Annotated in this window: 9 protein-coding genes; 4 read left to right on the top strand and 5 right to left on the bottom strand. The window is 60.7% G+C overall.

The annotated features are described in order from the left end of the window. Nucleotides 1–312 precede the first annotated feature (312 nt). Together IPM54_37335 and IPM54_37330 are read right to left on the bottom strand one after the other, a co-directional pair. Complete coding sequence (locus IPM54_37335) at nucleotides 313–1,284, bottom strand: hypothetical protein (protein ID MBK9265438.1); 972 nt, start codon at nucleotides 1,282–1,284, stop codon at nucleotides 313–315. Between the two features lie 49 nt (nucleotides 1,285–1,333). Next, on the bottom strand, nucleotides 1,334–1,762 hold the full coding sequence (locus IPM54_37330) for a hypothetical protein (protein MBK9265437.1): 429 nt from the start codon (nucleotides 1,760–1,762) through the stop codon (nucleotides 1,334–1,336). 119 nt (nucleotides 1,763–1,881) lie between these two features. Between IPM54_37330 and IPM54_37325 the strand changes: the two genes are divergently transcribed. Beyond that, the gene (locus IPM54_37325; protein MBK9265436.1) at nucleotides 1,882–2,964 is read left to right on the top strand and encodes a right-handed parallel beta-helix repeat-containing protein; all 1,083 of its coding nucleotides are present in this window, start codon (nucleotides 1,882–1,884) and stop codon (nucleotides 2,962–2,964) included. Between the two features lie 24 nt (nucleotides 2,965–2,988). Here IPM54_37325 and IPM54_37320 read toward each other — a convergent pair whose 3' ends face one another. Both IPM54_37320 and IPM54_37315 read right to left on the bottom strand, forming a co-directional pair. Beyond that, nucleotides 2,989–4,698, bottom strand: a complete 1,710-nt coding sequence (locus IPM54_37320) for a hypothetical protein (protein ID MBK9265435.1) — start codon at nucleotides 4,696–4,698, stop codon at nucleotides 2,989–2,991. Then, on the bottom strand, nucleotides 4,695–5,987 hold the full coding sequence (locus tag IPM54_37315) for a histidine--tRNA ligase (GenBank protein ID MBK9265434.1): 1,293 nt from the start codon (nucleotides 5,985–5,987) through the stop codon (nucleotides 4,695–4,697). Before IPM54_37315 ends, IPM54_37320 begins: the two co-directional genes overlap by 4 nt. Before the next feature lie 94 nt (nucleotides 5,988–6,081). Here IPM54_37315 and ruvX point away from each other — a divergent pair, with 94 nt between their 5' ends. From ruvX to pnp, 3 genes are all read left to right on the top strand, one after another. After that, nucleotides 6,082–6,600: a Holliday junction resolvase RuvX gene (ruvX, locus tag IPM54_37310; GenBank protein MBK9265433.1), complete on the top strand. Its 519-nt coding sequence runs from the start codon at nucleotides 6,082–6,084 to the stop codon at nucleotides 6,598–6,600. A gap of 229 nt (nucleotides 6,601–6,829) precedes the next feature. Further along, nucleotides 6,830–7,096, top strand: coding sequence for a 30S ribosomal protein S15 (rpsO, locus tag IPM54_37305; protein MBK9265432.1), 267 nt, complete (start codon nucleotides 6,830–6,832; stop codon nucleotides 7,094–7,096). A 382-nt stretch (nucleotides 7,097–7,478) separates the two neighbouring features. Continuing rightward, complete coding sequence (pnp, locus tag IPM54_37300) at nucleotides 7,479–9,761, top strand: polyribonucleotide nucleotidyltransferase (protein ID MBK9265431.1); 2,283 nt, start codon at nucleotides 7,479–7,481, stop codon at nucleotides 9,759–9,761. Between the two features lie 218 nt (nucleotides 9,762–9,979). Here pnp and lysA read toward each other — a convergent pair whose 3' ends face one another. After that, complete coding sequence (lysA, locus tag IPM54_37295) at nucleotides 9,980–11,311, bottom strand: diaminopimelate decarboxylase (GenBank protein ID MBK9265430.1); 1,332 nt, start codon at nucleotides 11,309–11,311, stop codon at nucleotides 9,980–9,982. Between the last annotated feature and the right edge of the window lie 111 nt (nucleotides 11,312–11,422).

Below are 11,422 nucleotides of genomic sequence, written 5' to 3'. Positions count from 1 at the left end.
TCACGTGCGTCTTCTGATGTGAGCACAAAAGTTGTGCTTGACGAGCTCGGCGAAGGTCACCTACGAACAAAGTGAGCTACGCGCGACGTGATCGATGCGACGCGCACGTTCCGCGGCAAACCCATCCCGCGCGTGTCGAGCGCTCGAGCGGGTCGATGGAAAGCGAGCCGACGCGGCGCTGCGTTCGGGTTTCGTCGATGCGAAACGTATGAGTGCAAAGCATATCGTTTCATCTGCGTAGCGAGATCTTGCGAACACGTGTGTGCGTGCAGGAGGCATCGACGAAGCGACACGCGCCTTCGTTGCACGCCTTCAACCTCCTCGAACCTCCCAGCGGCGGCGCATTCGAAGCTTGATCGTGCCTCGGCCGCCGTATTGCAAGATGCCTTGTTCCGTTTTCATGGCCCCTTTCGTCCGTTGTGGTCCGGAAACCGTCATGCCAATCAGCGCACCATCGACCGCTCGCATGACGACTTGACCCTCGAGGCTCGTTTCTGTATGCGCTCGTTTGGCTTCGTCTCGAGTGAGTTGCATTGCAACGTAAACGACGGCGCAGATGTCTCCGTCGATTTCGTAAATCGCAACGAGCTTTGTGCGGCGAACTTTCGCTTCCAGTGTCGCTTCGGTCGTTTCGATGCTCAGCTCTCGTTCGAGGTATTCGGCCAACCAGGGCACTTCGTCACCGGTGCGGACCTTGTGCTCGACGGGCTGTGGCAATGAGGTTTCCGTTTGTCCCTGTCGCGGACGCTGCGTGATCGGTTTCTTTTTCTTGGTGAAAATTTCCAAACGAACGACGGCATCGTATTCGTCTTTTGAAACATTGCGTCCGTTCTCGTCCGTCACACGCGCGACTGGACCACGCAAGTCGACGATGTAGGGTTTCCTGAGCGCCGGCATGTTCTTGTCAGGCTCGCCTTGGCCGTTGACGGTGACCAAGGACGCGGCGGTTCTGTATTCGACTTTCCACCGCACGACCCGGCTGCCACGCTTCTCGAGAATCTCGGTTTGCTTCAGCGTGCGGTCGAAGGTTTCGAGATTCACGCTTCGAGCTTGGGAATCCGCATAGAAAACGAGCTTCGACGACGACGAAATTTCATCACCGTCAATTCGAATGTCTCCTACGAGCGCCGTTTCGTCGGGTTCGTGCAAAACGACTTCCGTCATCTCCGTGGGCTTGGCGGTCGTCGCACCTTCGATTTGTACGACGACGTCAGAGCTTTGGGCGACAGCGGCCCCACATCCCGCCGTCGCCATTGCGAGCACGAGCCCAAGCATAGCCTTCATCACGTTCTCCCGCGAAGTCAAGCACACTAGGGCACGTGATCGTCCGGCGTCAAGCTCGACGTTTCGCCTGCAATTCCTGGAACCACGCTTCGGCGTCTTCCCACGTATCGACGAACTTGATGGGGAAGGAGAATGATTTTGGCGTGAGCACGCGGCCGGCGGCGATGATCATGTTGGCAATCGTGCGCGTGGGGAAGCTCCCGCCGAGCAGCGCGCAGCCATGGTACGGGTAGGGACGCTCGACACGCGTGAGCCTTTGCCGACCGGATTCGGTCACGCGTTTGAATTGCGACATGTCCACGATGCATTCGACCAGGCCGCCGCAAAGCTCTGCGTACTTGTATCCAAATTGCAAATGCGCTTCGACCTCGGGCCCATCGAACGTATCCCGAAGGTAGAATCGAACCTGGTTCGGAGGAACGAACCGAAATTCATGAGGGCCGACGATCAAGGGTTCCGTGTCGTGATCGGTGCGCAAGCGACTACTTTATCACGAAACGCAAAGGCCGGAAGCGCAAGAATGCTGCTTGGATCGGGCGATTACGATATGCTCGCCGCCGGAGATACCTCATGATCACACAATCCAAACGAAGCTTCATGAAATCCATACCTTTTTCGTATCTTGCGGTAGCACTCGCGCAACTTGCCCTGACCCCGTTGGCCATCGGGTGCGGCGGTGAGGGCACCGGCACCACGGGATCCAGTGCTTCCGCAGGCTCGGGCGGAAGCGGCGGTGACGGAGGTGCTGGCGGGTCGGGTGGCATGGCGCCGGCCGGTCCGTGCGATATGGCGCACGACACCGAGGTGGTCGTCAAAGATGCGGCCGAACTGACCGATGCTCTGGCAAAAGCCGCTCCTGGAATGCTCATTCGCCTCGAGCCGGGGACATATGCGGATACGTTCGACGTGACCGTGTCCGGTGCCGCGGACAAACCCATCGTTTTGTGCGGTCCGCGCGAAGCGATCATCGATTCGTCCGCCAATCCGACGCTCACCGGCATCGACATGATCAACGTGCAGCACTGGATCCTTTCCGGTTTTACCGTCACGGGAGGTGGACAAGGAATTTATTTGAATGGATCGAGCGACAACGTGATCACGGCGCTATCCATTCATGACGTGGGTGAAATCGCGATTCGATTGCGCAACGGAGCGAGCCGGAACACGATACAACATTGCGAAATCAAAAATACGGGCATGAAGGATCCCGAAAGTGCCGAGGGGATTTTCATTGGAACCATCGATAGCGCCTGGCCCGATCCGAATACGCCGGATGCATGCGACGGAACGAAGATATTGTGGAACGTTTTTGGCCCGGGGATCAAGACCGAGCACATCGACTTGAAGGAGGGCACGAAGGGCGGCGAAATTCGTGGCAACACGTTCGATGGCGTGGGCCTCGTCGGCGCCAATTCCGAGGATTCTTGGGTGACCGTGACGGGGAGTGGGTATCTATTTGCAGAGAATACCGGGACGACGGCTCCAAAGGATGGCTTTCAAGTGCGGTCGTCCAATGCGGCTTGGGGTCACGACAACGTATTCGAGAAGAACGTCGCGAAGGTCGATGGTCCCGGATATGGGTTTTACGTGGCACCGGGCAGCATGGGGACGATCATCAAGTGCGACAACATGGTGGAAGGCGCCGTCATGGGCTTTTCCAATGTGATGTGTACGCCTTGAGCTCCCGGCAAATCGTTGCTCTTGTCAATCAGGCCGCCGATCCTTGCTCAGCGTAATCGGAATGTAGAGCAGTCGCATCTTGGACATCGCGCCTTCGCGCGTGTACCCGGCCAAACCATAGAGCACGTTCCACCAATGCCCGACGGGCGAGTTTCCGAACGAGAAGAACGGGAAGAAGTGGAACTCCCAATCCGTGCCGCCCTCGACTTTGCGTTCCCGGTAAAACGTATTCAGCGCGAGCTGCGAAACGCCGTCGGCATCTGCGAAGCGGAAGAATCCAGGCAAGATGATCGTCGCGCGCGACGTGGGCGACGCAAAGTCCCAGACGAACGGCGCGAGCACGAGGTGCGTCGAATTGTACGTCCGGCCCATGTGGAAGAAGGGAAAGAGATTGGCCTGCCAACCCGACGTGTCCGTGCGATAGCGGAAAAGCGGCGTAACCCACGTCTCGTCGCTCAAACCATGTCGCTGGAATCGCCCATAGAAGGGGAAAACCACGAGGTCTTTGCCACGAGGTGATTCCTCTTTGTAGAGAAACGGAAAGAGCATCTTGCGATCGAGGCCAATGTCGGGATCGCGGTAATGCCAATAGAGCGGCGAGATCATTTGCAGCTCGGTGCGCCCCTGATGATGCGCGTACACCCACGATGCAAACGTCCGGTGACCTTCTTCGTTACGCGACCAATAAAAGAGCGGCGTGGCCACGCGCGAAGCATTGCCTTCGTAACTGTAATGGAAGAACGGCGCAACCGTGATGCTTTCCTTGTTCTTGCCCCACCAATGCCAATAAAACGGAGCAATGTGCCGGCTGTCTCCGTCCTTGTCGTGCGTGCGAATGTACGGACCCCAAACGTTCGTCCAGCTTTCGCCCACGTCGCTATAGCGATAATAATGCAAAAGCGGCGGGATGATTTCGTATTCCCGCGTTTCGTTGCGCCCGTAGAAATAAAGCGGCGCCAAACCCATATCGATGTCGTCCGCCGTGCGAGCATCGCACGCCGGACCGCCCTTCCACCTGCAATAAAGGGGGCCGACGACGTTCAATCCGTCGTGATCGGTATGCTTCGTGAACATCAGCAGCGGCGGAATGTGCAAATAACCACTGCTCCCCGAACGCCCCTCGAAAAACAAAGGCGGAAGCCAATTCGTGTGCCCCGCAGGCCTCTTCGCCGTCGCCTCGCGCTCCTGATGCATGAACGGCCCGACCACCGTCGTCCGCGTTTGCTTTTCGCGAAATCGCCAATAAAGCGGAAATAAGACATCCGCTTCGTAATCGGGAGCCCTTCGGCGATAATAAAATGGCGTAATCAAACTCGCGCGGTCTTTGGGCTTCTGCCATTCGGCCCAAAGCGGAAAGAGCGTCCGGAATTGATGATTCGGACCTCGCTCCGAATACCACAATCCATAAAAGTCCCGATCGACGGGCGATGGAGCATACTTGGGAACCGCCGCCGCACTCGAACCAATTTGCCCCGCCACCTCTTTGGGAATCTCGAGCGGCTCTTGCGGCAACGTCGGCTCTTGCGTCTGCAAGGGCGAAACTTCATCCGCCCCGGATGCCGCATGCGTCTCCGGCTGCGCCTGTGACGGCTTGGATTGCCCACCACCCGGAGGCGGACCCGCGACGCCCCCCGGCGGCATGCCCGTCTGCGCGAACGCAGGCGTAGCCATCGCTAGCTCGGCAAGCGCAAGCCCCAAGATGCAGGCACGAATGCGAAGCCGCGTGCCCGTCACGCTTTGTCCTGCCGATGTTCAATGGGTGGAGCCTTCTCTACCTGCTCCGCCAAACTCGCCGCTGCACGTTCGAGCGGCACCTCCGACTGCGAGTGACCCGCGAGATCCTTCACCGTCGCAACGCCGCGCTCGAGCTCTCCCTCGCCGAGAATCACACACCACCTTGCGCCAAGTGAATCGGCACGACGCAACATCGCTTTGATCTTCCCGCCACGTCCGTCGACCTCCGTGCGCACGCCAAGCCGCCTGAGATCGCGCCCCAGCACGAGCGCCTTGCTCGCGCATGCAGGCGAAAGCGGCGCGATGTACACCGCTGGTTTGTCTCGAGAAACATCTGCCGGGATGAGCGTCAGAAGTCGCTCGATGCCCATCGCGAAACCGATCGCCGGAACGTTTGGTCCACCAAGCTCGGCGACCATGTTGTCGTAACGACCTCCGCCGACAAGCGTGCTTTGTGCACCAAGGTCACCTGTCGTCGTGACGAGCTCGAACAAGGTTCGCGTGTAGTAGTCGAGGCCGCGGACGAGCTTCGCATCGACGACGTACGGCACGCCCATGTCGTCGAGGAAGCGTTTCACAGCATCGAAGTGCGCAAGGTCTGCTTCGTCGAGAATGCTGAGGATCGACGGTGCGCCTTCGAGTTGTTCGCGGTCGCGCGGGTCCTTGGAATCGAGGATGCGGAGCGCGTTTTTTTCGAGGCGCCGCTGTGAATCTTCGCTGAGTTTGTCTTTCCGAGGTTCGAAGAAGTCGCGCAGTGTGGATGCGTAACGCGCGCGTGTTCCAGCGGCTCCGAGCGAGTTCAAGCGCACTTCGATGTTGCCGATGCCGAGGCCTCGCGTGAGGTACGCGTGCACCATCTCGATCATCTCGGCGTCGACCAACGGACCGGGATCGCCGAAGACTTCGCAGCCTGCTTGGTAAAACTGCCGGTAGCGTCCTTTGGCGGGTCGTTCGCCGCGGAACATGGGTCCCATGTAGTACCAACGCGACACGGGTTCGCGCGCGTGCACGTGATGCTCGACGTAGGCGCGTGCGGCGCCGGCGGTGCCTTCTGGGCGAACCGTGAGCGCGTCGCCGTGCCTTTCGAAGGAGTACATTTCCTTCTCGACGACGTCGGTCGTTTCGCCGATTTGCCGCGTGAAGAGCGTGGTGTGCTCGAGCAGCGGCGTGCGCACTTCATCGTAGCCGTAGTGCGCCACGTGGCTTCGGAACGCCGACTCGAGTCGCTGCCATCGTGCCGCCTCGTCCGGCAGGATGTCGTTCATTCCTTTGACTGCGCGAAGCTCCATGTCCGCCGCGGCTTATGGTCGGAGAGCACGGACGGGTCAAGGTAGGACCGAAGGTCTTGACGTTTGGCCTGGTTCGCCCCCCCTATGTCAGGGCATGCAAGACCGTCCTCGGCGCCCACGTGCCTGTGCTCTCGACCTGGGCAAAGCTCGGGTTGGCGTGGCCATTGCCGACGAACTGGGGCTTCTGGCGCATGTTCGCCCTCCGCTCGATGGCCGTGACAAAAAGGGACTTTTGGAGGCTTTGAGGGAGCTCGTTCGCGAGGAAGGGGTGGAGCTGTTCATCGTGGGCCTGCCGCTCGACATGTCTGGAATGGCCGGACCGATGGCGGCGAAGGTCGAGGCGCTTGCGCGAGAGATTCATGCGGCGACGGGGGTGCCGGTGGAGCTTTACGACGAACGGTGGACGACGGTGGAGGCTTCGCGGAGGTTGCGGCAGGGTGGTGTGGAGGGGCGCCGGCAAAAGGGCCTCGTCGATGGAGTGGCCGCGGCGGTGATGCTTCAGAGCTGGCTGGATCGGGCTGCTTACGTGGGCACATCCGAGGGTTTTTCGGACATGCCGCTGCCGGCTCCGATGGGGCAGGGTGGGGACAGGTCGTCTCGGCGGCGTCGCTGATGGTCGGTCGGGCCTCGAAAAGTGGTTGGCTCCTTTTCGAGCGTAGACAAACCCGTGAAACATTACGGTGTGTCTTGACCAAGCGCGACGCGCCCGTATACTGCGCGTCCGTTTTGTTTGGCCCGTCATTTGGCCTGCGTCGCTTCGGGCGCTAGCTGAGTCTCGGGCGTCTCTCGACCGTCCGTGTGCTCGGCAGCAGACGTGACTGGTCAGAAGCATCGAAAGACCCATGCTGCATCCCATTCACAAAGCATCGATCATCGAGAAGTACGGCACCAAAGAGGGCGACACGGGGTCTCCCGAGGTGCAGATCGCGCTGCTCAGCGAGCGCATCACGCAACTGACCGAGCACTTCAAGACGCACAAGAAGGACCACCACTCGCGTCGTGGTCTGCTCAAGCTCGTCAGCCAGCGCCGCCGCCAGCTCGACTACTTGAAGCGCATCGACATCGACCGTTACCGCACGCTCATCGGCAAGCTCAACATCCGCAAGTAAAGAGCAGCCGCACACAGCGACACGAAGGCTCGTTTTCTGTTCGGTTCGGCCTGGACAGGAAGCGGGCCTTTCTGCGTTTGCGGTGGTCATCGTAGCCACGGCCCGGGTTTGTCCACTTCCGTGCACGTTTCGTCACGAAAAAAGTGGCGGCGATCGGTCGGAGGTTCTAGAGACAAATCCGAAACGAATTTGGGTTTGGACAACTGAACGGGCGCGGGGGTGCGTTCCCCCACGGCCACGAACGCAACGGAGCGTCTTCGACTTCGCTTCGTGCCCAGCAGAGATTTGCTTCTACTGGGTAGGAATCGAGGAAGAAGATCCGCCATGCGTTCGAGCGGCACTTCGGGACCGCCCTCGCCTCGTACGAGAGAGAGCGCAGAAAATGTACGTTCGGGAATCCGTCATGGTCGGCGATCGAGCCCTCACGCTCGAGACAGGTCGGCTGGCCAAGCAGGCGCATGGCTCCATTCTGATCACTTACGGCGAGACGATGGTTCTCGTCACCGCCGTGTCGCAAGAGGAGCGGCAAGGCATCGACTTCTTCCCCCTCACTTGCGAGTTTGTCGAGAAAACTTACGCGGCCGGCAAGATTCCGGGCGGGTTTTTCAAGCGTGAAGCTCGTCAGCGCGACGAAGAAATTCTCGCGTGCCGCATCATGGACCGCCCCCTCAGGCCTCTGTTTCCCGATGGGTTCAAGCGGGACACGCAGATCATCGCGACGGTCTTGTCGAGCGACAAGCAGAACAAGGCGGATGTCCTTGCGCTGACCGGTGCGAGCGCTGCGCTTCACATCTCGGACATTCCGTGGAACGGCCCCATCGCGGGCATTCGCGTGGGTCGCAAGAATGGCGAATTCATTGCGTACCCCACGGTTTCCGAGATCGAAGAGTGCGACATCGACCTCGTCGTTGCGTGTTCACGTGATGCCATCGTGATGGTCGAAGGTGGAGCGAGCGAAGCGACCGAGAACGACATCATCGATGCGCTCATGTTCGCGCATCAATCCTGCCAGCCGGTCATCGACCTCATCGAACGTATGCGTGCGGCCGTTGGCAAAGCGAAGAAGCCGTTCGTCGCAGCGCAACTCGAGGACGACATCAAGAAGCGCGTCGCAGCATTGGTCGATGATGATCTGTCGAGGGCCACGCGCGTCACTGACAAGAAGGCCCGCTACGAAGGGTACAGCGCGCTGAAGAAGAAGCTTGGCGAGACGCTTTTGGCCGAGATTGGCGCCGAGAAGTACTTGGCCAACGAAAAGCTCATCAAGGCCGAATTCGAGGAGCGCAAGGCGCATGTCGTGCGCAGCTACGTGCTCGAAGAGGGCAAGCGCATCGATGGTCGTGACACGCGTAGCATCCGCCCGATCATGAGCGAAGTTGGGCTGCTGCCGCGTGTACACGGTAGCGCGCTCTTCCAGCGTGGCGAAACTCAAGCGGTCGTCACGACGACGCTCGGTACGTCCACGGACGAACAGAAGATCGACAGCTTGATGGGTGAGAGCTGGAAGCGGTTCTACCTCCACTACAACTTCCCGCCCTTCTCGACGGGTGAAATCAAGCCGCTTCGAGGTCCTGGTCGTCGCGAGATCGGTCACGGTGCTCTCGCCGAACGAGCGCTCGCGCGCATGATTCCTCCGCAAGAGCAGTTCCCCTACACGATCCGCATCGTCAGCGAGACGCTCGAATCGAACGGTTCGTCATCGATGGCTGCGGTGTGTGGCGGTTGTCTCTCGCTCATGGACGCTGGTGTTCCTGTGAAAGCGCCCGTTGCAGGTATTGCGATGGGGCTCATAGCCGAGGGGCCGAAGTACGCGATTCTCAGCGACATCCTTGGTGATGAAGATCATCTCGGCGACATGGACTTCAAGGTGTGCGGCACGGCGCGTGGCGTGACGGCCATTCAGATGGACATCAAGATCGCTGGTTTGTCTCGGTCGATCTTGCAACAAGCGCTCGATCAGGCGCGCGAAGGCCGCATCCACATTCTTGGCAAGATGCTCGAAGCGCTCCCGGCGCCTCGTCCGGAGCTCAGTCAGTACGCGCCGCGCATCACGACCATCAAGGTCAAGCCGGACCAGATTCGGCTCATCATTGGGCCTGGTGGCAAGACCATCAAAGGCATCGTCGATCAAACGGGCGTCGCGATCGATGTCGAGGACGACGGTACGGTCAACGTGGCATCTGCCGATTCGGATGCCGTCAAGAGGGCGCTCGACATCATCAAGGGGCTCACGGCCGAACCTGAAGTTGGTGCGACGTACAAGGGCACCGTCAAGCGCATCACGGACTTCGGTGCGTTCGTTGAAATCCTTCCGGGCATCGATGGCCTCGTGCACATCTCCGAGCTTGCGCACACGCGTGTCGAGCGTGTCGAAGACGTGGTGAAGGAAGGCGACGTGACCGAGGTGAAGGTCGTGAGCGTCGATCGCGAGGGCAAGATTCGGCTGAGCCGTCGTGAGGTCATGCCGCTTCCCGAAGGTGAAGCTGGCGTGCAAGCGAAGGCGCGCATGGATCAAGCGCGCGAGCGCGATGCGTCGGGTCCCCCGCCGCGCCGACCTGACGGCCCGCGTGGTGATGGCCCGCCGCGAGATCGACCGTCGCGCGATCGCGGCGACCGTCCGCCAATGCGTGACCGGGGCGATCGTCCACCGCGCGATAGGCGGTGATTGGAAGCGGGCCAGGACCTGCGCGCTCGCTTCGCGCGCGTGGGACGCGCGCTTCGCGAGGCTAGTCACGATGGGGGGCTCGCAGGCGGCTCTTTGAGTCTTTTGGGTCTACGACCCAAAAGACGAGCCGACTGCTCCGCCCCCCATACCCCCCGAGATCAGATCGGAACCAGGCCACATCACCTGGAACCAGGCCACATCACCCGGAAAGTACGCGCTCAAAATATCCGCGACGCCGCCCATTCCTCCCGCGTGCGGCTCTCGTGCACGGCCACGACCTTTCCGCCCGATAGGAACATCTCCGCCGGCAACGCGCGTCCGTTGTACTCGCTGGCCATCACATAGCCGTACGCACCGGCGTCACGAATGACCACCGTGCTCGGCAGCGGCTCGCAGAATGCATGTTCCCCAAAGTCGTCCGAGCTCTCGCACACGGGACCCACGACGCGCATCGGCACGCCGGTTCCTTCCACCGCAGGCAGCGCGTCGATCGGCTCGATGCGATGCTTGGCCGCGTACAGCGCTGGCCGAATCAAATCGTTCATGCCCGCATCAATCATCATCCAGCGCCGCGTGATCCCCTTGCTGCGTGACTGCTTCGTCATCAACACCGACGCGCAAAGCACCCCGAACGGCGCAACGAGACAGCGCCCCGGCTCGACCACGATACGCAGGCCACCGAGTCCGCTCTGCCTGACCAGTTGCGCAACCGCCCGCGCAAAATCCGCTGGTTTGGCAGGACAACCTGCGCCGTAATCGATGCCAAACCCGCCACCAAAATCCACGAGCTCGAGCGCCCGCACCTTCTGCCGCCGAGCCACGAGACCCAGCACGACCTCCGCTGACGCGACGTACTCGTCCACTTTCGTCATTTGCGAGCCGATGTGGCAACCGATGCCCACGAGCTCGATCTCGTTCGGAGCGCTGTCGATCGCTGCAAACGCGGATTCCAAATCCTCGATCGCGATCCCGAACTTCGCTTCGTCGTGGCCCGTCGCGACGTGCGCGTGCGTGTCCGCAAGGATGTCCGGATTCACGCGTATCGATACACGCGCCTTGCGTCCCAGCGCCTTTGCACGAGCAACGACGCGCGGGATCTCCTCCACGCTTTCGAGCTGAAGCGCCAGGATCCCGCGGTCTCCCGCGCCAATGGCCTGGTCGATTTCGACGTTTGTCTTGGCCACACCGCTGAACAGGATGGCATCGGCGGCAATGTCACACCCGAGCGCCACCATCAGCTCCGATCCCGAAACGACCTCGGCCCCACAACCTACGCGTCCAAGCGCCTTCACGATGGGTCCCGCCGTGTTGGCCTTCACGGCATACGCAACGAGATGCGGTGTTCCATCGAAGCCAGCGATGAGCGCACGTGCTGCATCGGTGATTGCATCGAGGTCGTACACGTACGCGGGGGTACGTGCAGCTTGTTCCGTTCGTACGGGTTCGTAGGATTCCGAGCTCGCAGTCCGTCTCGAGCTTGATTGACGCAGCACGTCTTCCAGACGCAGGCCGTTCATCGTTGCGGCTCCGCGCGCATCACGCATCAGCATGCGCCCTCGGGTAGCGCGGCTGCGTGAGAAGGTAAAGGTGCGATGACGTGTGCGAGCGCTCGACGCGCGACGCCAGCACGCGATGAAGGGCTGTTGTTGGCGCAGGCGTCA

This window comes from Polyangiaceae bacterium (genome assembly GCA_016715885.1).
Taxonomy (GTDB): Bacteria; Myxococcota_A; Polyangia; order Polyangiales; family Polyangiaceae; genus Polyangium.
Note: the sequence above shows the minus strand (reverse complement) of the source record. Positions and strands in the feature narration are given on the sequence as shown.

Excerpts from the sequence above, each read along its gene's own strand:
- IPM54_37335 (MBK9265438.1), bottom strand. The coding sequence starts at position 1,284 with ATGAAGGCTATGCTTGGGCTCGTGCTCGCAATGGCGACGGCGGGATGT.
- IPM54_37325 (MBK9265436.1), top strand. The coding sequence starts at position 1,882 with ATGAAATCCATACCTTTTTCGTATCTTGCGGTAGCACTCGCGCAACTT.
- IPM54_37315 (MBK9265434.1), bottom strand. The coding sequence starts at position 5,987 with ATGGAGCTTCGCGCAGTCAAAGGAATGAACGACATCCTGCCGGACGAG.
- ruvX (MBK9265433.1), top strand. The coding sequence starts at position 6,082 with ATGCAAGACCGTCCTCGGCGCCCACGTGCCTGTGCTCTCGACCTGGGC.
- rpsO (MBK9265432.1), top strand. The coding sequence starts at position 6,830 with ATGCTGCATCCCATTCACAAAGCATCGATCATCGAGAAGTACGGCACC.
- pnp (MBK9265431.1), top strand. The coding sequence starts at position 7,479 with ATGTACGTTCGGGAATCCGTCATGGTCGGCGATCGAGCCCTCACGCTC.
- lysA (MBK9265430.1), bottom strand. The coding sequence starts at position 11,311 with ATGCTGATGCGTGATGCGCGCGGAGCCGCAACGATGAACGGCCTGCGT.